The 22142-nt window shown below is 66.6% G+C and carries 16 protein-coding genes and 1 pseudogene; 5 read left to right on the top strand and 12 right to left on the bottom strand.

Annotation, left to right across the window (positions count from 1 at the left end; genetic code table 11):
* Positions 1-290: 290 nt before the first annotated feature.
* From F792_RS0111195 to F792_RS0111180, 4 genes are all read right to left on the bottom strand, one after another.
* On the bottom strand, positions 291-2951 hold the full coding sequence (locus tag F792_RS0111195) for an AMP-binding protein (RefSeq protein ID WP_018169676.1): 2661 nt from the start codon (positions 2949-2951) through the stop codon (positions 291-293).
* A gap of 26 nt (positions 2952-2977) precedes the next feature.
* A complete protein-coding gene (gene otsB, locus F792_RS0111190) occupies positions 2978-7081 on the bottom strand; it encodes a trehalose-phosphatase (protein ID WP_018169675.1) in 4104 nt (1367 codons plus the stop codon).
* Positions 7082-7449: 368 nt separating this feature from the next.
* On the bottom strand, positions 7450-8379 hold the full coding sequence (locus F792_RS0111185; protein ID WP_018169674.1) for a 1-phosphofructokinase family hexose kinase: 930 nt from the start codon (positions 8377-8379) through the stop codon (positions 7450-7452).
* 119 nt (positions 8380-8498) lie between these two features.
* Positions 8499-8741: a hypothetical protein gene (locus F792_RS0111180; protein ID WP_231362646.1), complete on the bottom strand. Its 243-nt coding sequence runs from the start codon at positions 8739-8741 to the stop codon at positions 8499-8501.
* Between the two features lie 263 nt (positions 8742-9004).
* Here F792_RS0111180 and F792_RS0111175 point away from each other — a divergent pair, with 263 nt between their 5' ends.
* Entirely contained in the window at positions 9005-10435 is a 1431-nt protein-coding gene (locus F792_RS0111175; protein WP_018169672.1) for a phospholipase D-like domain-containing protein, read from the top strand.
* Positions 10436-10727: 292 nt separating this feature from the next.
* Here F792_RS0111175 and F792_RS0111170 read toward each other — a convergent pair whose 3' ends face one another.
* The 3 genes and pseudogenes from F792_RS0111170 to F792_RS14700 all read right to left on the bottom strand — a co-directional run.
* Positions 10728-11048, bottom strand: coding sequence for a hypothetical protein (locus F792_RS0111170; RefSeq protein ID WP_018169671.1), 321 nt, complete (start codon positions 11046-11048; stop codon positions 10728-10730).
* A 140-nt stretch (positions 11049-11188) separates the two neighbouring features.
* Positions 11189-11704, bottom strand: coding sequence for a type 1 glutamine amidotransferase domain-containing protein (locus F792_RS0111165; RefSeq protein ID WP_018169670.1), 516 nt, complete (start codon positions 11702-11704; stop codon positions 11189-11191).
* A gap of 61 nt (positions 11705-11765) precedes the next feature.
* Positions 11766-12129, bottom strand: a pseudogene (locus tag F792_RS14700) (hypothetical protein); the annotation flags it as partial.
* A gap of 116 nt (positions 12130-12245) precedes the next feature.
* On the opposite strand from F792_RS14700, the gene F792_RS0111160 reads away from it, so the two are divergent.
* Positions 12246-12452, top strand: coding sequence for a LexA family transcriptional regulator (locus F792_RS0111160; protein WP_018169669.1), 207 nt, complete (start codon positions 12246-12248; stop codon positions 12450-12452).
* A 13-nt stretch (positions 12453-12465) separates the two neighbouring features.
* On the opposite strand, the gene F792_RS0111155 is transcribed toward F792_RS0111160, so the two are convergent.
* Complete coding sequence (locus tag F792_RS0111155) at positions 12466-13137, bottom strand: DUF429 domain-containing protein (RefSeq protein WP_018169668.1); 672 nt, start codon at positions 13135-13137, stop codon at positions 12466-12468.
* An 85-nt stretch (positions 13138-13222) separates the two neighbouring features.
* Here F792_RS0111155 and ubiG point away from each other — a divergent pair, with 85 nt between their 5' ends.
* On the top strand, positions 13223-13981 hold the full coding sequence (ubiG, locus tag F792_RS0111150; RefSeq protein WP_038084752.1) for a bifunctional 2-polyprenyl-6-hydroxyphenol methylase/3-demethylubiquinol 3-O-methyltransferase UbiG: 759 nt from the start codon (positions 13223-13225) through the stop codon (positions 13979-13981).
* Here the strand turns inward: ubiG and F792_RS0111145 are convergent.
* Positions 13928-14596: a bifunctional 2-polyprenyl-6-hydroxyphenol methylase/3-demethylubiquinol 3-O-methyltransferase UbiG gene (locus F792_RS0111145; protein ID WP_018169666.1), complete on the bottom strand. Its 669-nt coding sequence runs from the start codon at positions 14594-14596 to the stop codon at positions 13928-13930. The two genes, ubiG and F792_RS0111145, sit on opposite strands and share 54 nt — an antisense overlap.
* A 253-nt stretch (positions 14597-14849) precedes the next feature.
* Here F792_RS0111145 and F792_RS0111140 point away from each other — a divergent pair, with 253 nt between their 5' ends.
* A complete protein-coding gene (locus tag F792_RS0111140; protein WP_018169665.1) occupies positions 14850-15473 on the top strand; it encodes an SPOR domain-containing protein in 624 nt (207 codons plus the stop codon).
* A gap of 8 nt (positions 15474-15481) precedes the next feature.
* Here F792_RS0111140 and F792_RS0111135 read toward each other — a convergent pair whose 3' ends face one another.
* Both F792_RS0111135 and F792_RS0111130 read right to left on the bottom strand, forming a co-directional pair.
* Complete coding sequence (locus F792_RS0111135) at positions 15482-16027, bottom strand: cyclin-dependent kinase inhibitor 3 family protein (RefSeq protein WP_018169664.1); 546 nt, start codon at positions 16025-16027, stop codon at positions 15482-15484.
* A 35-nt stretch (positions 16028-16062) separates the two neighbouring features.
* Positions 16063-17331, bottom strand: coding sequence for a phosphatidylserine/phosphatidylglycerophosphate/cardiolipin synthase family protein (locus F792_RS0111130; RefSeq protein ID WP_018169663.1), 1269 nt, complete (start codon positions 17329-17331; stop codon positions 16063-16065).
* A 182-nt stretch (positions 17332-17513) separates the two neighbouring features.
* Here F792_RS0111130 and F792_RS0111125 point away from each other — a divergent pair, with 182 nt between their 5' ends.
* Entirely contained in the window at positions 17514-20672 is a 3159-nt protein-coding gene (locus F792_RS0111125) for an error-prone DNA polymerase (RefSeq protein ID WP_018169662.1), read from the top strand.
* Positions 20673-20711: 39 nt separating this feature from the next.
* Here F792_RS0111125 and F792_RS0111120 read toward each other — a convergent pair whose 3' ends face one another.
* Positions 20712-22142, bottom strand: coding sequence for a mannose-1-phosphate guanylyltransferase/mannose-6-phosphate isomerase (locus F792_RS0111120; RefSeq protein ID WP_018169661.1), 1431 nt, complete (start codon positions 22140-22142; stop codon positions 20712-20714).

Raw genomic sequence — 22142 nt, 5'->3', positions numbered from 1 at the left:
CCGGAGATCAGGACACACAGGGGCTGGGTCGCCCCAAGGCTCAAGGCTCAAGGCTTCAACAAGGATCGCCTCTTTCCAGGCCGTCTTTCATGCTGACGTCCACCGGTTACGGGAGATCGTCCAGGCCGGGCCGACCGTTGTCTTCACCACGAGCGCTCCAAAACTACCGCTCGACATCCTCGGCACGGCACATCACGCCCCACCCCCGCCAGCCAGCCAGCCAGCCAGCCAGCCAGCCAGCGTAGTTGACGCCAGACACCCCCTCACCCCCTAGCGGTCAACGTAGTGGTTCACCTGCCGGGTTCTGCCGCAGCGCCCAGTTCCTCCATCGCGGACTGCAGGGTGCGGACAATCTCTCGCTCGTCTGTGCCGTATTGCGCCGGCAGAACCGGCTCCCCGATGACGACACGCACCCTTCCGCCGAAGCGCGGAAAATGCTTCCCTGGCGGCAGCACCTCGCGCGTGCCTTCGATCCACACGGGCACCACCGGGACGGGTTGTGCCGCAAGGACGAGCCCGATACCGGGTCGCAGTCTCTGGAGCGTGCCGTCCGGAGAGCGCTGGCCTTCCGGAAACCAGATCAGGCTGTTGCCCCGCTTCACACTGGCCGCGGCCAGAGCCAGACTCCGGCGCGGAGCGGACCCGGGGTCAACCGGCAGGACGCGCGCAGTGCGGCTGAGCGCCCCATACAACCGATTGGAGAAGAAATAGTCCTCCAGACCGGCCCAGTACAGCGACTCGAGATCCTGCCTGCTCAGCGCGGGCAATAGCGCCAGGGGGTCCACGAAACTCAGATGGCGGGGGGCGAGCAGGTAAGGACCGTCGGCCGGAAGACTGCCCTGGACCTCCACGCGCATCAGCAACCGCGAGAGCAGCCGCGCACAAACCAGCAGCAGGCCGCCGATCACACGACGGGCCGCGCCGGGGGGCTCCAGGCCCTTTTTTTGGTCTTCGGCGAGCAGCGCTTCCGGATCTACGAGCTGCGCCTTCAGTTCGCCCCGGCCCTCCTTGGCTTCGGAGGCCCCGGCCGCCTCCTGCAGCAGATCCCGGACGGTTTCGACGCGTTCGATCGCCGAATCATCCAGATCGATCCCGGCGCGGTCCTGCAACGCAAGCGTGAGGTCGACCCAGCTGAGCGAATCGATCCCGAGCTCCTCGGCGAGGCTACTGTCGGGCGTAACGCGGATATCATGAAAGCGCTCGGCGAGGTAGTTCCAGGTACGTTCGGCGCCCGGGTCCGAGAGCAGCTGCTGGTCCTCGGGGGCCATCGACTCCGGAGAGACCGGCTCCGGTCGCGCCTCGGAAACGGCATCTTCCTTGCCCAATTCCTCGAAGAGCTCTTCGAGCTTGTGCCGGCGCAGCTTGCCCAGGCGCGTGCGCGGAAGGGGATCGAGCGCAATGCGCACCACACCCGGGCGGTGATGACTCGGCAGTTCCTCTGCCGCGCGCTTGACCGCATCCTTCACCCGTTTCTCCAGGTCCTCGCCGGTGACCTCGCGCAACAGCCCCGACTCCGGAACCACGACCGCCGCCAGGCGATCGTCATGCGCCAGCACGCCGGCCTCGCGGATCTCGTCAATGCCTTGCAGGGCGCCCTCTACCCGTTCCGGGTCGACGTTCTCGCCCCCGGAGAGCAGGATCATCGAGGACTCGCGACCGTGCAGGTGCAGGTAGCCATCGTCGTCGATCTCGCCCGTGTCCCCAGTGCGGAACCATCCGTCCTCGTCGAGGACCTCCTCGGTCTTTTCCGGAAGATTCAGGTAGCCGGCAAAGATGTTCGGGCCGCGTGCCATCACCTCGCCGCGCCCGTCGCGGGAATCAGTGTCGTCGATGGCCAGCTCGACGCCCGGCAGGGGCAGCCCCGCGGCCTCCAGTCGCAACCGGTCCGGCGGGTTGTAAGTGAGAATCGGCGCGGTCTCGCTGAGACCGTAGCCGGTACCCACCTCCCAGCCCAACGCCTGCAGGTCGCGCCCGAGGTTGGGGTCGAGCGCGGCACCCCCGGCGACTACCAGGCGCAGGCGCGGGGCGAGCCGCTGGTGCAGGCCCTTGAACAGCCGGCGACCCAGGCGCAGCCCGAATCGCTGGCGCGCCAGTTTCGACAGCCGCAGCATCTGCCGGAACAACAGCGCCGCGATCCGCCCACGCCCCGCAACCCGGTCCTCCAGGGCCTTCCACACGGCCTCGTAGAGGCGCGGCACCCCCAGCATCACCGTTGCCTCGCCATCGCGCAGGCCGCGCACGATCTGCGGCCCTACCAGGGAGAACGGCACGATGATGGGCGCCCCGAGGGTCAGGGGGACCAGGATGCCGACGGTGAACGGATAGACATGATGGAACGGCAGAGGGACCAGGACCCGGTCGCGATGGTCCGCGATTTCCTCCGCACAGAGCGCGCCGACATTGCTCGTCAGGTTCCGGTGGGTCAGCGGCACGCCCTTCGGCGGTCCGGTGGTACCGGAGGTGTAGAAGACCGCCGCGACATCGTCGTGTCGCGCAACCGACGATGCCGCATCCTGCTTCAGAAGCCCCTCCCACGCCTTGGAAGCCTCCGGCTCGGCATCAAAGAGGCAGGTGCGCACCTCACCCAAATCAGCCGGGAGGCGCTGTTCCAGCCTCGAGGTAGTGAAGATGAAGCGCGGCCGCGAATCGGACAGGGCGTGCTGCAGATCCTCGGAGGGCATCTGCGTGTCCAGGGGAACCACAGTGCCCCCCGCGGTCATCACCCCCAGCGCGGCGATGACCCACTCCGGGCTGTTCGGGGCGAACAGCCCCACCCGGTCTCCGCGTTCCAGGCCGGCCTCCCGGAGTCCGGCCGCCAGACGCCCGGCTCGCTCGAGCAGATCCGCCCGCGAAGTGGTTTCGAGGCCATCGCGGGTCATGGCGACCACCGCCACCTGCCCCTCCTCCGGCGACTGCGAGGCGAAGAGTTCGTCGACGGTCTGGGCATTCATGTCGGAAACCTCCAGGGAAACACGGATCAATGTGCCGGGTCGGGCTCGACCCCGCCGGTGCGATTCTCGTCGCGCACGCGTTCCTCCGGCTTCAGCAGCCGGAAGCGGCAGTCGTCGCCGGGCGCCAACTCCCGGTAATGACCGCGGTAAGCCACCATGATCGAGTGGGTGGTATAGGCACCGCTGCGGATCTCCAGCAACTCGCGGGTGGCCTCCACCTCCAGCGTTTGGTTGCGGTAATGCAATCGCACCTTCACGCAGTGCAGTTCCGGGGGGAACACCGGATCGAAGTGGAGCACGTTACCCCGCATGTCGATCCCCAGGTAGCAACGCTGAACCAGATCGACGCTCCCGGCCATCGCGCCGACATGGATGCCCTCGGGCGTCGTACCGCCCTGGATGTCCTCGAGGTCACTGTCCAGGACGCGCTGAAAGAGATCCCAGGAATGGGAGCGGTCAGACCGCGCCATCACCCAGGAATGCGGCACGTGGCTCAGGGTCGAGCCGTGCGAGGTGCGGGCCAGGTAGTAATCGACGTTGCGCGGGATCATCGACGGATCGAACGGATAGCCGAGCTGTTCGAACAGCATCGCCAGCTCCTCCGCCGAGAACAGATAGAACATCATCAGGACGTCGGCCTGCTTTGAGACCTTGTAGCGATTTGACGAATCGCCCTCGGCCTCCAGGATCCGGTCCAGGCGCTGGATATCACCGTAGCGTTCCCGGTACTCCTGCCAGTCGAACTCTGCGAGCTGTTCATAGCCCTCGAACTGACAGATGATCCCGTCCGCGTCCATCGGCACGCGCAGCTTGCGGCTGATCTCGTCCCAGAGATCGAGTTCCGCGTCGTCCAGGCCGACACGTTCCCGCAGCTCCCGCCAGCGGATCTCCGGAAGCAGGTCGATGACGTCCCGCGCGCGGGTCAGTACCCAGGCCGCCATCACGTTGGTGTAGGCATTGTTGTCCACCCCGCCCTGGGCCTCGGGGTCGGCGTCCGGATACGCGGTGTGATACTCGTCCGGCCCCATCACACCCTTGATCTCGTAGCGCTCCAGGTTCGGGTTATAGACCGATGCACTGGCCCAGAACCGGGCGATCTCCAACAGCATCTCCGCCCCGTAGAAGTTCATGAACTCCTGGTCACCGGTGGCCTGGAAGTACTGCCACAGGTTGTAGGCGATCGCGGAGTTGATGTGCCGCTGCCGGTGGGAGGTATCCGGGAGCCACCGCCCCGAAGTCGGGTTCAAATGCAGTCGCTGCGTCTCCTCGCGTCCGTCGCTGCCGCTCTGCCAGGGATACATCGCGCCCCGATAGCCGGCCTCAAGCGCCGCCTGCCGGGCCTCCCCGAGGCGGCGATAGCGGTAGCGGAGCAGCGCCCGGGTCAGCATCGGAATACGCAGGTTCAGGAAGGGGAAGATGAACAACTCGTCCCAGAAGACATGTCCGCGGTAGGCCTCGCCGTGCCAGCCCCGCGCGGGGATGCCGGTATCGAGATCGACCGAGTGCTTCGAGGTGGTCTGCAGCAGGTGAAAGATGTGGATCCGCAGCTTGAGTTCGGTATCCGGCGCCGCGTCATCCTCGAGCGCAATGTCGCATTCCCCCCACAGGTGGCGCCAGGCCATCTCGTGGCGGGCCCGAAGGGCGTCGAAATCACCGGCACGGCCGAGGGTTCGGAGGGCCTCTATGCCGGGTTCGGCGATCGCGGCATCACGCGACGAGTACAGCGCGAGGACCTTCTCAATCCGGAGGTTCGCGCGTTCCGGCAGATCGAGGATGATCTCCTGCGCCACGCCCTGCGCCTCCCGCAGCGTTTGGCGCTCGACCCCGGCCTCCACGCCTTCGTGGTACACACGGGTGCGGGCGGCCTGCGCAATGTCGAGCCGGGACTGGTTGGTCCGGGCCCGAAGAAAGAGGGTGTCGTCGCCCCGGTGGTCCGCCTCGAGAATCTCGAGATGGCGGTTCTCGAGCCCCCGGTAGCGCGCCACGCCATCATTGACCACCCCGCCGTCGAGCGCGGAATGCAGGGTGACCCGTCCCGACCAGTCCTCCGCGGTCAGCTCCACGCACAGGGCCGCGAGGTGCGGGTTATCCATGCTGACCAACCGACGCTCGCGCCACTGCGTGGTACGGCCCGCCGGATCGCGGAAACGCAGGCTGCGCAGCAACAGGCCGCGGTCAACATCGAGTTCCTGTGCAAACGACAGGATCTCCGTGTCGTCAAGCCGGAACCAGTCGCCGTCATCCACGCGGAAGGTCAGCGGCAAGGCGTTGGGTAGGTTGACTAGGTCCTCGTTCTCGACCTTCCTACCGGCCACCTCGCTGATCAGGCGGTTGTAGCCGCCGGCGAGATAGGTGCCCGGGTAATGCACGTCATCCGCCCACGCGTCCGGCGCGGCACCCCGCATCGCGAAATACCCGTTGCCCAGCGTGCACAGCGCCTCGCGCAGACGCTCCTGCCAGGGACGGTAGCCGGAGTAGCGCAACACCCAGCCTCCCTTGTCCCGTGTATCCGCCGCCGCGGCATCGGAGACGCGCGCCGCCAGAATCCCGGTCAGGGACTGGAGCAGACGTTTCACGCCGAGGACGTCATCCACCACGCAGTCGGCAGCGGTCGCCCGGGTTTCGTCATGTCGCACCGCGACGCAAATGCCCTCCCCCGCAAGCGCGCGGAAGGCGTCCTCGTCGGTCAGGTCGTCGCCGACATACACCGGCACGAACTTCTCGCCCGGGCCGTCCACCTCGCCAAGAATCCAGCGCACGGCCTCGCCCTTGTTCCAGTGGATGCCCGGACCGATATCCAGCACCTTCTTGCCGTGGCCGAGACGCAGTTTCGGGTGTACCTCCAGCACCTCGCGGACGATCGCGCCGACCCGATCCACCTCCGCGGTGGCGACACGCCGGTAATGCACGGCAATGGAAAAGCGCTTGCGCTCCACCATGTGGCCCTCGATCCCTGCCAGCCGCTGCGTTAGTTCCTGTTCCGCCGCATCCAGTTCGGGGAGGAACTCATCGCCCTTCTCCAGACTTCGGTCGTCGTCCTTCGGACCGGCGATCTCGAAGCCGTGGCTGCCCGCGAGCCACACGGAGTCGAGGGCGACCAGCTCCCGAAGCTTCATCAGATCGCGACCGCTCACAATGACCACACTGCAGTGCCGGGCCAGCGCCGCCACCGTCGCGCGCATGTCGCCGGCCAGCCATGCCTGCGTGTGATCCTCGATGATCGGCGTCAGGGTGCCGTCGTAATCCAGAAACACCACCGGACGCGCGGCCTGCAGGCGCGCGAACATCTCGCTCTCGCGATCCCGGGCACGGGGCAGATCGACGAGCGTGCGTCGGGTCAGTCCGGCGGCACGACTGTAGCGAAGCTCGGCGGCATCGCGGACCACCAGGTCGGCGCCGAGCTCGAGCAAGGCATCGGCACGGTCGGGACCGGCCATGCCGATCACGGGCCGAAAGCGTCCGCGCACCGCCGCCTCGACACCACTGCCCGCATCCTCGAGGACCGCGCATTCCTGCGGCGCTACGCCCAGTCGCCGCGCCGCCTCCAGCAGCATCGCCGGATCCGGCTTGCCGGGGATATCCAGCCGCGCCAGCTCGTTGCCATCCACCCGTACGTCGAAGGCGTCGAGCAAGCCGGCGCTGCGCAGGACGGCCTCCGCATTGCGACTGGAAGAGAACACCGCGGTCGGGATGCCACCGCGGCGCAGTACATCAAGCAGTCGCAGGGTGCCCGGGAGCGGCTGCACCCGGTTTGCCTCCAGCCAGGCATGGAAATACCGGTTCTTGCGCCGGCCCAGGCCCGCGACCGTCTCCGCCTCCGCCTCCGCCTCCGGGCCATCCTCGTCGCTGCCGGCCGGCAGTTCGATGCCGCGCGCGTCAAGAAACGTGCGGATGCCCTCGGCACGAGGGCGCCCGTCCACATACCGGCGATACTCCGCATCGGCGTCGAAGGGCTCGAACGTCTCTCCGAAACGCTCGGCGCGCGCCTCGAGGAACTCGTCGAACAGGCGCTTCCAGGCCGCGGCGTGGGCGCGTGCCGTATCCGTCACCACCCCGTCCATATCGAACAGCACGGCCCTGGTGTTTGCCCCTCGTTCCGCCTGATCCTTCATGCGGGCCTCCCGCTGCATGAAATCCCTCGGTCGAATGGCGGCGCCTGCAGGCAACCCCCACTCTCATCATACGCATGGAAAGATTTCGCCAAGAAACCCTGATCTTCGATGAAACCCTGCCGCCGCCACGCGGCACGGATATCACCCTCGCGCAGATAATGAGCACCCCGACTGTCGTGCTGAACGGGGTTTTTCAGAGTGATTAGCCAATCGAGTTCGCGAAGCGGCTGATCATCATCCCCGGCCCGGAGATCAGGGCACACGCCCCGGGCCTGGGTCGCCCCAAGGCGCGGGTGTTTCAACGAGGATCGCCTGTTTCCAGGCCATCTTTCATGCGGACTTCTACCGGTTATGGGAGATCGTCCGGACCGGACCGATCGTTGTCTTCACCACGAAGTCTCCCGAAACAACCGCTCGACATCCTCGGCACGGCACATCACGGTACCCTCGCTCAACAGCGCGGCGGCACCCGCGGCGACGGCATACCGGGCCGCACCCCCGAGTGACTTTCCGCCAGCCAGCCCGAGTACGAGAGCAGCCACGAAGCTGTCACCCGCACCCACCGCGCTGCGGGCTTCAACCTCTGGCGAGGGAAGATGGAAGACACCCTCGGACGAGGCAAACAGCGCCCCTTCCCCGCCAAGGCTCAGCGCGACGATCTCCGAGCCGCCGGCGTCGAGGATCTTCTGCAGCGCGGCCTCCTGCTCTTCCCGCGAATCCAGATCGGCCCCGGTTAGCTGGCGCAATTCCTGTTTGTTGGGCTTGACCAGGAAGACCCCTTCATCCAGCGCAGCCTCCAGGGAGGCGCCGGAAGCATCGACAACACAGCGGGTCCCTGCCTGCTTTGCCAGCCGTGCCGCCCGGGCCGTGAAATCGTCCGGGACCCCTTCCGGCAGGCTGCCGCTCACCACCAGATAACCACCGTCCGAAAGCGCCTCCTCCACACGGTCCAGCGCCCCGCGCCACTCCTTCTCCTGCCACTCCGGACCCTCCAGAACAAAGCGATATTCCTTTCCGGTCGAGTCCTCGGTCACGTTAAAGCTCTGGCGGGTGCTGCCCTCGATTTCAATCGGCTGTGCCCCATCCAACTCGGCTTCCAGCAACCCGCGGTACACGTCGCCCATCGGGCCGCCCACGGCGTAGAGCGCCGTCGCCTCGCCTCCCAGACGCTCGATCACGCGGGCGACATTGACGCCACCGCCACCGGGATCGAAACGGCCGCCCGAGCAGCGCAGCTTGTGTTTGCTGACCACCTCCTCCACCGACGTGCTGACGTCGAGTGCGGGATTCATCGTGAGCGTGACGATCGGTTGCATCGCATTTCCTCCGGTGCTTGCGTGCGGATGTTCTCAAGTACCGAATCCGGGTATCGGCGTAGCGCCCCACTCATCGGCTGCGAGTTTCTTCTTGCATTCGGCCTGCGCGACCCTCCGCTTCACCATGAAGCTGTCCGGACACTCACCAGGATGCGTTCGATCCCCTGCTCCACCCGAAACGCGGCGAACTCCGGGTAGTCGTTCGGGGCCCGGCCGCCGAGGCCGGTCTCCACACCGGCGTCCCCGGCCTTTTCCAGCATCACACCGTTCGCGGCGATGCTCTCGCCGAAGCCGGGATCGCGAGACCACTTGTCCGGCACTGGCATCCAGGCCCCCGCCTGCGCATTGACAGACTTCGCCACCAAACCCCAGTCTCTAGGCAGACGCTACGCGGTCCTACGGCCCGGACAAGCAGTTGCGCTTCAGGGGCCACCCGCCACCGCAGCCGGGCGGGTTCCCTGACATCAGTGTAGCCCACCATCGGAGGGGTCCCGTTGAACGTCACTGAGATGCCCCCGCCACCTCTGGACGGCTATGTGCCGATCGAGGATCACGGCCTGATCGGGGATGGTGCCAGGACCGGAACGCCGCCGCGTTCGTCCCTGGCCGGCGCTTCGGGCTGCGCATGAGGCGCGGGCGCTGGTTCCTGCTTGGGTTGCTGGCTGTCTACCTCTCGACCGGCGCCTACCACCTGTACAAGCCGCTTCCCGAAGGGCTCGATGTCGTCACGCCCTACCATCCCGCCGAGGGGGTCGAGTTCCTCGCGGATGCCACGTGGACGGACACGCAGGGCAATCAGCACACAGAGCAGGAGATATTCGATGCCGCCCTGGAGATGATCGGACAGGCGCAGTCGCTGGTCGTCGCGGATTTCTTTCTGGTGAACCAGTTTGCGGCGACGTCCGAGGCTGCGCATCGTCCGCTCTCAAGCGAGTTCGTCCTCGGACTGGCGGAGTGGCACGCACAACGCCCCGGGGTCGAGGCGCTGCTGATCACCGATCCCTTCAACACCCTCTACGGCGGCATCAAGCAGCCCCTGCTCTCCCGGCTGGAGGCGCAGGGGATCCCCGTGATCGAAACGGATCTGCGGGCCCTGCGCGATCCCAACCCCCTGTGGTCGGCCACCTGGCGCATCTGTTGTCAGTGGTTCGGCAACAGTTCGCATGGTGGTTGGCTCCCGAACCCGGTGGGCGATACACCCGTCACCCTGCGCACGTACCTTGCGCTTCTAAACTTCAAGGCGAACCACCGCAAGACGCTGGTCACGGATGGGCCGGACGGCTGGACCGGACTGGTGACCTCGGGGAATCCGCATGACGCCAGCAGCCGGCACGACAACATCGCCGTGCGTTTCCGGGGCGCCGCGGCCATCGACCTGCTGCACACCGAGCGCGCGGTCGCAGAGTTCTCGAATGGAACCCGAACGGCCCTTCCGGATCGCGTGGAAGCGAACGGAGCCGTCGATTCGCCCGTCGGGATCCGAGTCCTGACCGAGTCACGGATCCGCGACGCCGCCCTGGACATGATTGACGCCGCGGATCCCGGGGACCAGTTGGACCTTTGGATGTTTTACCTCTCGCACCGGGCCATCGTGAAGGCCCTTCTGGCCGCGCAGCAGCGCGGCGTCGACCTGCGGGTGCTTCTCGATCCGAACCGTGATGCATTCGGCCGGAAAAAGCAGGGACTACCCAACCGGCAAGTGGCGCTGGAACTGAACGCCGGGGGCGTCTCGGTGCGCTGGTGCAATACCCAGGGCGAGCAGTGCCACGCGAAGATGCTCCTGCATCGGCCTCGCGATGGAGATGCCACGCTGCTTGCGGGCTCCGCGAACTTCACCCGGCGCAACCTGGACAATTTCAACCTGGAGACCAACGTGCAGATTCAGGCCGAGGCCGGGACTCCGGTTATCGCCGATGCCGCCCAATTCTTCGATACCCGCTGGCACAACGAGCCGGGCCGGGTTCACAGCCTCCCCTACCAGGAATATGCCGACGACTCCCGGCTGCGCTACTGGCGCTACCGGATGATGGAGGCAACCGGGCTGTCTTCTTTCTGATCCGCACCAGACACCGCTTACTGCGGTGCGGACCCGTTCCACACTCGGAAACACCACGCCGAGGGCGGACGCCCACGAGTATGGCGGTTATTCGCGAACCAGCAGGCGCGGGCCACACCACGCTGGGCTGAACCCACCGAAGCGACCTCCCTCCACGGGGGACGCACCGCCCCCGGGACGGACTCGCGGCCATGCCTCTGGCAATGCCAGGCACTGGGCCGGGGGGCAAGAAAAGGCGATCGGGGCGGCGACGCGGCTCGCGCGACCGTTTCCATTTCGCCAGGCCTCGTTCTTACCGGAAGCGTTCCGAAGCGTTCCGAAGTGCCTTTGCCATGTCATCCCAGGCGGACTCCATTCCTTCCCGCAACTCCTTCCACGAATCCTCGCTCGCCTCGCGCACCTGGCGTAGCCGTTCCTCGGCCTCGTCGCGCCGTTTACGCAGTTCCTGGATTTGCTCTTCGTACTTCGCGCGCAGATCCGCATCCGCCTGCTTGGCCTTCGCCTCCAGCTTTCCCAGGTCGTGGTTCCACTCGTCAATTTTCGCTTTCATCTTCTCGACGTATTGTTCGCGATCACTCATCTCGTCCGTCTCCTTGTTCTTCGTGAATTGCATGGGTCCGCTGCGAACCAAGTATCCGCAGCATATAAAGCTGCGCCCTGAACACGCCCCAATATATCCGTTAGCGGAAGCATTGGTCCGGGACTAGGGCCTGCTGGCTCAAACTAAAGCCCTCTGCTGTATCTGCGGGGGAATCATCCCAGTTTTTCGAGCAACGCCCGACAAAATGCAGGCAAGTCATCCGGCGTGCGGCTACTGATCAGGTTGCCATCCTGCACGACTTCCTCGTCGAACCAGTCGGCACCTGCGTTGACCATATCGTCACGGATCGAATGGAACGAGGTCACCCGCCGCCCGGCCAGTATGTTGGCCGATACGGCCATCCAGCCACCGTGACAGATCCAGGCCACCAGCCCGCCACGCTGGTGCACGGCGCACACCAGATCGACCATTGCCCGATGCCTCCGCATCTTGTCGGGTGCCATGCCGCCCGGGATGATCAGCGCATCAAGGTCGTTCGCATCGACCCCGACGGCACTGACGTCCGCCTTCACCGTATAGCCCTTGGCGCTGGCGTATTCCGGCTTGCCGGCGCCCACAACGGAAACCCGCATCCCGGCTTCCAGCATGCGCAGCCGTGGATAGTGCAGCTCCAGCTCCTGGTAATGATCTTCTGCGAGGATGGCGACATGCTTGTCGGCAAGGCTCATGGTGCTTCCTCCATGCAGGGGTGTTCATGACGGGTGTAGTCAAGCCCGCGGCGGAAGAGCGTCACGCCTGCCCTTCCATCGCCTGATCCTTCAGGATCTCGCGGATTGCTTCCACCTCCAGGGTTTCCTGTTCCGCCAGGGCCTGGGCAAGGGTTTCGAATGCTTCGCGGTGTTTTTCCAGTGTCTCCCGAGCGCGAGCCTCGTTGAATACCAGAGATTCGGCCAGACGCCCGCCCGAACATCACCGCGATCTTGTCGCGCAAGTAGGACTCGCCGAAATTGTAGCGCTCCTCCTCGGGCACCTGCGCCGTTACCGCAAGGGCGTGCCCGCGCGGGATCACGGTCGCCTTTTCGAGAGCATCAGCCTTGGGTAACAAATACGCCAGAAGGGCATGCCCCGACTCGTGGTACGCGACGATCTGTTTGGCTACATTGAGCGGTTCCACAATCCAAGGATGCGGCGCCGCATCGCCGTTCAGGATCTGAAGTTTTCAGCCCTTTCCAAACCGTCCGCAGAAATGGGGTAGAACCCGACTGGGTGGTGATCGAATCGCGCAACCATGCCCGCAACGGCGAGATCCTCGTGGTCCTGATCAATGGCGAAGAAGCCACCCTCAAGCGTATCGAGCAGCCCCCGAATGTCGTCCTGCTGCACGCGGAGACTCGGACCTATGCGCCCCTCTTCGTCGCCCCGGACCGACTCCGCATCCAGGCCGTACTGGTCGGGCAGATGCGCCGTCACCTCTGATCGAAGCAGCCCGTCAGCAGGCGAAGTCGAACGGATGCAGCGGCGGCTCGGCCGGGTGGATCCAGGCGGGGCTGCCCTGGCTCCACCACCAGGCCGCCACGGCCGCGGCACAGGCGGCCACCGAGTGATCGCTGACCTGATCGAGATCGCACACCCCGTGGAGCCCCTGCCCCTCCAGCCAGACCAGCAGCTCGCGGCGCGCCTCTGAATCATGCTTCATGGCCTTCAATGTCGCCACCGAGGCGTCCCTCAGGACCATCGCCACGGTGGGGTGTACCTCCACCACCCGGGCGTCCGGGCGCTCGCTGCGGAGCATGCGGCTGACCGCCACGCCCCGCAGCGTCAGGTAGGCCATGCGCGGTGCGGAAGGTGCCATGACGGTTCCGGCCGGCAATCCGTGTTCGACCGCCACGCGTCGCAGGGACTGGTCGGATGTGCGGCTGCCTCCGATGGGCGAATACGACAAGGGCGCATCCAGCCCCACAATCGCGCCCGCGGGTACACGGTCGAGGATCGCCTGGTCATTGGCCCCCGCCACCAGCTCCAACAGATCGAGCGCCCCACCCTGTTCACGGAACACGGCGACGGAGGTATGCGCGGCACTCCCGGGACCGGACAGGTCCACCCCGATGATCGTCTGCCCCATTCGATCTACCTCGGCCCGCTTCTGACGAAGGGCCACCATCGCATCGATCCTGGCCGGGTGCGATCAAAAACGGGATCGCGTGGTCCGAAAGTAACCTTCACATACATGGTGAGCCGCGCAGCCAATGAATTCTCCGGATGTGGAACGCGACCGAACCGTCGATCCGAACGAGGTGGAGCGCTACCGCGCCCTGGCCGAGATGTGGTGGCAACCGGATGGCAGACTCTGGCCCCTGCACGTGCTGAATCGCCTGCGCACCGACTACATCCGGGATCAGCTCTGCCACTCGCTCGGACGGGACCCGGAAGCCGACCGCCCCCTGGCCGGCCTGCGCATGCTGGACATCGGCTGCGGCGGAGGCCTGTTGAGCGAGGCCATGGCCCGCCTCGGTGCGGACGTGCTGGGCGTGGACGTGGTGGACCGCAACATCGCCGCGGCCCGGCATCACGCCGACGAGCAAGGCCTCGATATCCAGTACGAGGTCAACACGGCGGAGGCCCTCGCGGAGCGCGGAGAAGACTTCGATGTGATCCTCAACATGGAGGTGGTCGAACACGTCGCGGACCTGCCGGCGTTCATGGGGAGCGTCAATCGCATGCTCCGCCGCGGCGGTCACACCTTCGTGGCCACGATCAACCGCAATCCGGTCTCGTTCGTGGTCGCCATTGTCGGGGCCGAGTACCTCTTCCGCATCCTGCCCCGAGGCACCCATCAGTGGAAGCGATTCGTCACGCCCCGGGAAACGCGGGACCTACTGGCACGGGACGGCCTGGAGCCCATGACGCAGACGGGGGTCAGGGTCAATCCGCTCAACCGCCGGATGTGGCTGTCACGATCCATGAGCGTCAACTACATGATCCTGGCGCGCAAGCCCATTGCCTGATCCGGCGCCCTCGCTCGCCGGACACGCCACCACGAGGCAGGAAGCACGCGACCCATGGGTGGCCAGCACGCTCCATTCCTCCACCACCAGATCCGCGGCCGCGAGCTGGGCGCGGAGATCCGCCTCGTAGGTCACGTGCCCGAAATCGATGGTCGTGATCCGCAGCAGCAGGGGCTTGAGGATCTCGACCCAGCGCGCCGGGTGGCGCTGGATGGTCTGCGTGAACAGGAACCGGCCGCCTGGCGCGAGCAGCCCCTTGCAGTGGCGCAGGGCCTGTTCCGGATCGGGCAGCAGCATGAAGCTCGCGGAAAAGTACACCACGTCGTAGGGACCACCCGCGTGGTCGTACACGGATTCCCGAAATACCGCGGCGCAGTCGGCCAGGGTTGATTCCTGCAACCGGCGCCGCGCCCGCCGGACGTAGTCGCCATCGATGTCGATCCCGGTCAGGTGCAACTGCTTGTGCCGCGCCCGCTCGGCATTGGCCAGCAATGCCCCCGCCGTGCCGATGCCCACATCCAGCACTCGCGCGCCATCGGGCATCCGCTCCAGGGCCTCCGCATACCAGCGGGCGGTCAGTCGCAGGATCAGGAGATCGTAGATCGCACTTCGCATCAGGCTTCTCGCCAAGGACCGGTAGGGCAGCGCGGCAGGGACAAGGGCCGTACGAACCCTCGCCAGGCCCTGCGCGCATCATCGCACCCAAGCAGACAGTCTTCCACGAACCTCTCGCCTCCCGGCCCGACCCATAACTGGCATCTTGTTTGCATATCGCTACAAGAGGGCGGAAACGTCATTTTTCCGTCGCCCGACGGAGGTCCCGCCCCTCGATGACGAAAAGGCAAAGATTGCCAAGGAGGGTCATAAGATGATCAATCTGTTCCTTACCCGACGCCAACTGTTCCTCCTGGTGCTGGGCACCCCGCTGGCCACGGTCCTGCTGTTCATTCTGGGTGTCTTTTCGGGCGCCGCGATCGGGGCCCCCGGACCGCTTGTCGCCGAGCCCGAATCGCCGGCAACCGAGAACACGGGCTCGGCGCCGGAATCCGGACGCGCCCGCGCGTCTTGGCTGGATACCCCGGCACCCTTGTCGACCCGCGCCGGCGATGACACCGCATTGCCACTCTTCTCGCCGGCTCGCCATTCCGGCCGCATTGAGCGGAAAAGCCAGGAGCCGTCGCTGGCGGAACCCACGCCGGAACGCCAGCATGAGCGGAGCGAAGCCGCCTCCGCACCCGAGGAGCTGTATTCCATCCAGGCCGGCGTATTCACCGAACTGGAAAACGCCCGGAAGCTGGACCGGACCCTGAAGGCCCGCGGGCTTGCCAGCCGCCTGGAGGTCGTGGACGGACCCGAGCCGGCCTCCGAACGCTACCGGGTTCGCATCGGCCTGTTCGACGCGCGCGCAGCCGCGATGGCCGCCCTCGAGGCACAGGAAGGGGATACGCTCGCGGATGCCTTTATCGTCGCGCGGCCGTTGAACCACTCCTGAAACGCACCTCAGTCCGTGCGCGGCAAGCTGCGCAGGTAGCGTTCCTGGTCGGGGCTTTCGATCGCGCCGGGACGGGCCGACCGGACCTCCCGGATGGCCGCCTCCGGCGCAAGCCCGCGTTCGATGAGGGTCAGGGCAGCAATGGTGCCCGCACGGCCCTGACCGCCCCCGCAGTGGAACACCACGCGCTCGCCGGCCCGCAACCGCTGGTGGACCTGCGGCCCGACATCCTGCCAACCCTCTTCCCAGGGCCGATCGGGAGCGGCCATGTCGCCGATCGGGAGATGCAGCCAGCGCATCCCCGCCGCCCGAACGGTCTTCCCGAGATCCGGAACACCCAGATCACTTAGCTCGGACCCCTGATTCAGGGTCACGAGCACGTTCGCACCCCAGTCCCACAGCGCCGCCAGATCCGCCTGCACGTCCTGCGCCGCGCAACTCGTTCCATCCGGCCGCTTGCCGGGGCAACGAGTCATGCCAATCGCCCCGCCCTCGGGCAGATGAATGACCCCGATGTCGAACGAAGGGGTCTGGCCGGCCTTGGGGGATGTCATGGCGTGCTCCTGCCGTGGGGGTCGGAATGGGTGCATCAAAGATAGGGACCAATCAGGTGCGTGATCCACCCCGCCAGGCGTCGCCGCAGCGGCCGGTTCTCCCAGTCCTCGATGGTCAGGCGCTCGGCATCGGCCTTGTCCACCTCGATCAGTTCGCGGATCTCGCGGGCGAAGCCTTCGTCCCAGATGTTCAGGTTGGCCTCGTCGTTCAGACGAAACGACCGGTTGTGCAGATTCGCGGAGCCGATACTGGCCCAGCGGTCGTCGATCGCCATCAGCTTGGAGTGGTACATGCGCGGATGATACTCGTACAGTTCCACCCCGGATTCGAGCATCGGCCGCCAGCGATTAACCGATGCATGACGGAAGAAACCGAAGTTCATGCTGTCGCCCGGGACGAGCACGCGAATACGGACGCCCCGGTCGGCCGCCTCCTCCAGTACCTCCAGGAACCGCGGATCGGGATAGAAATAGGCCGTACCGATCGTGATGTGCTCTTCCGCCGCGGCGATGGCATGCAGAAACATCAGGCGCACCCGGTGACGCCCCTCGCGCGGGGCACTGTTAACCATCTGGGCGTCGCGATCCCCCATTTCGGACAGCTCGGGGAAATACGCCTCGCCGGTGGGCATCCGCCCCGTGGCGTCCAGCCAGGTCTCCAGGAACACCGCCTGCAGATTGCCGACCACCGGGCCCTGGATGCGGAAGTGATTGTCGCGATAGCCATCGCGGTCGTCACCGTCAACCCAGGGATCGGCCACGTTGGCTCCCCCGATGAAACCGGTATGACCGTCCACCACCAATAGCTTGCGGTGCGTGCGGTGATTGAAGCGCGACAACTGGTACCAGGACGGCTCGCGCCAGCGCACCAGCTCCACCCCGGCCTCTTCCATGCGCTCGAACATCTCCGGGTCAGCATCGCGCGAACCAAGGAAATCCAGCATGGCATGCACCCGAACCCCGCGTTCCGCCGCACGCGCCAGGACCTCGGAGAAAATCGCCGCCTGCTCGCCCCAGTACTCGTACACCTCGAAGGTGACCGAATGCTCGGCGTTTTCGATCGCCTCGATCTTGGCCGCGTAGATGGCCTCGCCGTCCTGTAACAGGTCAATGCGGTTGCCGCTCATGATCGGCTGCTGCAGGAGCAGGCCCATGTCCCGCCGGAACTGCTCCGACGAAGTCCCGTACTCCAGCGCCAGCGGCTCTTTCAGCCGGTCCGGTTTCGGCAACGCATTGAACAGCACCACATTCCCCAGCGCAAAGATCAGGGCAATCAGCACCACCGGGAGCAGGACGTAGCGCATGGGGTCTCCAGGCACGCAGCGAATACATGAGGATTTTGGCTCAGTGTACACAGCCGGTTACAAAAACCGGCGAAGGTTCGTCAGGTGGCCTGTTATCCCGGCACCGCGTTGAAGCGTAATGGGTTGGCGATCCCCCCGGTCATTGTGGGACGGATTCCATATACTGTATATATAGACAGTATATGGAATCCGCAGCCCATCCCCCCACCCGCAAGCATGCCGGCGCCCCCCCGGCCTATGCCGAACTGACGACGCTCAGCAACTTCTCGTTCCTGCGCGGGGCATCGCACCCGGAGGAGCTGGTCGAAAGGGCGCAGGCACTGGGCTATCGCGCGCTGGCGCTGACCGATATCGCCTCGCTGGCTGGTGTAGTACGAGCACACTCGGCAGCAAAGGAATGTGGGTTACACCTGATCCTGGGGGCGACCTTCCGGCTGGCCGATGGCCCCACCCTGACGCTTCTGGTGCGCAATCCCACGGGATACGCCGCCCTGTGTCGATTGATCACTCGGGCCCGCGGCGCGGCGGACAAGGGACACTACCACCTGACGCGCGCCGACCTGGATGCCCTGCCCGCCGAGAGCCGCACCGGCTGGCACAGCCTGCTGCGGGTCGACGCCGACAGCCCAGGGACGGCGCTCGCCGCAGCGGCCCACTGGCTGTCCGGATGGGCCGCCCTAGGTCAGGGCCACCTGGCCGTGAGCCAGTTGCGCACCCCCGAAGATGCCACCCTGACGGCCCGCGCCCGGGCGCTGGGAACCGCCACTGGACTCCCGATCGTCGCCTGCGGCGACGTGCACATGCATCGGCGCGGGCGGCGCGCCCTGCAGGACGTGCTGACCGCCCTGCGCCTGCGTTCGACGGTCGCGGAGGCGGCGCATGAACGCTTCCCCAATGGGGAACGCTGCCTGCGCCCGCGGGCCGAGCTAGCCGCGCTGTATCCCGCCGCCTGGCTTGAGACCAGTGTGGCCATCGCGTGGGACTGCGACTTCTCGCTGGACGCGGTCACCTACCGCTACCCCACCGACCCGTTGCCGAAGACCATGACCCCGTCCGCCTACCTGCGCGAGGAGACCCTCAAGGGTGCTCGCCAGCGCTGGCCCGACGGCATCCCGCCGACAGTGCAGGAACAGATCGAACGCGAACTGGGCATCATCCGCGAGCTGGGCTACGAGCCGTACTTCCTGACCGTCTACGACATCGTGTGCTTTGCCCGCAGCCGCGGGATCCTGTGCCAGGGGCGCGGCTCGGCCGCCAATTCGGCCGTGTGTTATGCCCTTGGCATCACCGCAGTCGATCCCTCGCGCTCCAGCATGCTGTTCGAGCGCTTCATCTCCGCCGAGCGCGGCGAGCCGCCGGACATCGACGTCGACTTCGAGCATGAGCGCCGCGAGGAGGTGATCCAGTACATCTACCGGCGCTACGGCCGCGAGCGCGCCGCGCTGGCCTGCACGGTAATCCGCTACCGCCGCCGCAGCGCCCTGCGCGACGTCGGCCGCGCGCTGGGCATCTCGCGCGCGCGGCTGGACGCGCTGACCGCCAACCTCGCCTGGTGGGACGACGGCATCCCCGCCGAGCGCCTGCGCGAGGCCGGACTGGACCCGGACGGCGCCCTGGCCCGGCAGTGGCAGACGCTGACCGCCGAGCTGCTCGGCTTCCCGCGCCACCTGTCGCAGCACACCGGCGGCTTCGTGATCGCCGACGGCCGGCTGGACGAGCTGGTGCCCATCGAGAACGCGGCCATGCCGGAGCGCTCGGTGATCCAGTGGGACAAGGACGACCTGGACGCCGTGGGCCTGCTGAAGATCGACGTGCTGGCGCTGGGGATGCTCTCCTGCGTGCGCCGCGCACTAGAGCTGATGGCGCGTCACCGAGGCCGTAACTGGGGCCTGGCCGACATCCCCGCCGAGGATCCGGCGGTCTATCGCATGCTGCAAAAGGCCGACACCCTGGGCGTGTTCCAGATCGAGTCGCGCGCGCAGATGAGCATGCTGCCGCGCCTGAAGCCCACGAACTTCTACGACCTGGTAATCGAGATCGCCATCGTGCGCCCCGGCCCGATCCAGGGCGAGATGGTGCACCCCTATCTCAAGCGCCGCGCCCACCCGGAACGGGTGCGCTACCCAAATAGCGAGGTGAAACGCGTGCTCGGCCGCACGCTGGGCGTGCCGATCTTCCAGGAGCAGGTGATCGAGTTAGCGATGGTCGCGGCCGGCTTCTCCGCCGGCGAGGCGGACGGGCTGCGCCGCGCGATCGGCGCCTGGCGCCGCACCGGCCAGCTCGCGCGCTACCGCGAGCGCCTGATGGAGGGCATGCGCGAACGCGGCTATCCGGAGAGATTCGCCGAACAGCTGTACAAGCAGATCCTCGGCTTCGGCGAATACGGCTTCCCCGAGTCGCACTCGGCCAGCTTTGCGCTGATCACCTATGTCTCGTCCTGGCTCAAGTGCCACGAGCCCGCGATCTTCGCCTGCGCCCTGCTGAACAGCCAGCCGATGGGCTTCTACGCCCCGGCGCAGATCGTCGCCGACGCCCGCCGCCACGGCGTGGAGGTCCGCCCGGTGGACGTGCGTTGTAGTGACTGGGAGTGCACGGTGGAACCGCTGGCCGGGAGCGACGCGCTGGCCCTGCGCCTGGGCCTGAACCGCGTCGGCGGGCTGGCCCGTGACGTCGCCGGGTGCGTGGTCACCGCCCGCGTTGAGCGGGCCTTCGCGGACGTCCCGGATCTGGTGGCCCGCGCCAGGCTCACCCGCGCCCAGGCCAATCGCCTCGCGCGCGCCGACGCCCTGAAGGGCCTGGCCGGCAACCGCCACCAAGCGCGCTGGGCCACCGAGGCGGTGGAGGAGCCCCTGCCGCTGTTCGCCGAGGGACCGGGCGAGACCGTGCGCGAGGCCGACGTGACCCCGTTGCTGCCCCGCCCGGATGCGGTGGACGACCTAGTGCAGGACTACGCCACCCAGGGCCTGAGCCTGGGTCCGCACCCGCTGGCACTGATGCGCCCGTCCCTGGAACAGCACCGCCTGGCCACCGCCGCCCGGCTACTCGAACAACCCGGCCACAGTGGCGCCCGCTACGCCGGGCTTGTGATCACCCGCCAGCGCCCCGGCTCGGCCAACGGTACGGTATTCCTGACCCTGGAGGACGAGACCGGCACGCTCAACCTGATCGTCTGGCCGGACCGGGTGGAGCGCTTTCGCGCCGAGGTCCTGCACGGCCGCCTGCTGGAGGCCCACGGCGAGTGGCAGTACAGCGAGGGCGTCGGCCACCTGATCGTGCAGCGCCTGATCGACCGCAGCACCTGGCTCGGCGAACTCGCCACCCACTCCCGCGACTTCGGCTAATTCCGACCTATCGAACGCAAACTCTTGCGAGCATATCCATCAAACGCGGCCGTAGAGATCCTCCAACCGCACGATGTCGTCCTCGCCGAGGTAGCCACCCGACTGTATTTCGATCAGTTCCAGCGGGATCGATCCCGGATTCTCCAGCGAGTGCAGTTGCCCGATCGGCACGTAGGTCGACTGGTTCTCGGTCACCAGATAGGTCTCCTCGCCGTTTCGCACCTTCGCAGTACCGCTGACCACCACCCAATGCTCTGCGCGATGGTGATGCATCTGCAGCGAGAGCTTCGCCCCCGGTTTTACGGTGATGCGCTTGACCTGGTAACGGTGCCCTACATCGACGCATTCGTAGCACCCCCATGGGCGGTACACCGAGGTGTGATCCACGTGTTCACTGCGATTGTCCGCTTTCAGGCGCTCCACGATGAGTTTGACGTCCTGGACGCGGTCGCGGTCGGCAACCAGTACGGCGTCACGGGTGGCGACCACGGCCAGGTTGCGCAGGCCAATGCCAGCGACCAGCAAGCCGTCGGCATCCACCACGCAGCCCTCGCTATCTTCCAGCAGGCAGTCCCCGCGCAGGGTGTTGCCCTGCTCATCCATGCCACGCACGCCCGCCAGAGCGGACCACGAACCGATGTCGCTCCAACCGGCGGCCAGCGGTGTGACGGCGGCGTGCTCGGTGCGCTCCATCACGGCGTAATCCACCGAGATGTTCGGGGCCGCGGCGAAGGCCTCCGGGTCCACCCGCAGGAAGTCGAGGTCCTCGCGGGCGCCCTCCAGCGCGGCGCGACAAGCCTCGACGATGCCCGGTTCGAAACGCTGCAACTCCTGCATGTACAGCGAGGCGCGGAACACGAACATGCCGCTGTTCCAGAGGTAATCGCCACTGTCGACGTACTCGCGCGCGGTGGCGGCATCCGGCTTCTCGACGAAACGCGCCACTCGCGCCCCCGCCTCCCCCAGGGACTCACCCTGCTGGATGTAGCCATAACCAGTCTCCGCAGCGGTAGGCACGATCCCGAAGGTCACCAGGTGGCCCGCCTCCGCCAGCGTCATGGCTCGCGCCACGGCGGCCTGGAAGGCCTCGGGATCACCGATGTGGTGGTCCGCCGCCAAGATCAGCAACAACGGGTCGCGCCCTTCCGCCTGCGCCTGCAATGCGGCCAGGGCGATCGCCGGGGCGGTATTGCGCCCCTCCGGCTCCAGCACGATGCGGGCATGCTCCACACCTGCCGCCCGCAACTGCTCGGCCGCCAGGAAGCGATGCTCGACGTTGGCCAGCACCAGGGGCGCCGACGCGCCCAGGCCGTCGAGCCGCTCGGCCGTCTGCTGCAGCAACGTCTGCTCCCCGGTCAGGGGCAGGAACTGCTTGGGGTAGTGACTGCGCGATACCGGCCACAGCCGAGTCCCCGATCCGCCGGCCAGGATCACCGGCTGCAGTTCCGTCCGGCTTTGCGTATGTTCCAT

This window comes from Thioalkalivibrio sp. ALMg9, assembly GCF_000380625.1.
In the GTDB taxonomy this organism is placed as follows: domain Bacteria; phylum Pseudomonadota; class Gammaproteobacteria; order Ectothiorhodospirales; family Ectothiorhodospiraceae; genus Thioalkalivibrio; species Thioalkalivibrio versutus.
The sequence above is the reverse complement of the archived record's forward strand: the minus strand, read 5'-3'. Positions and strand labels throughout refer to the sequence as shown.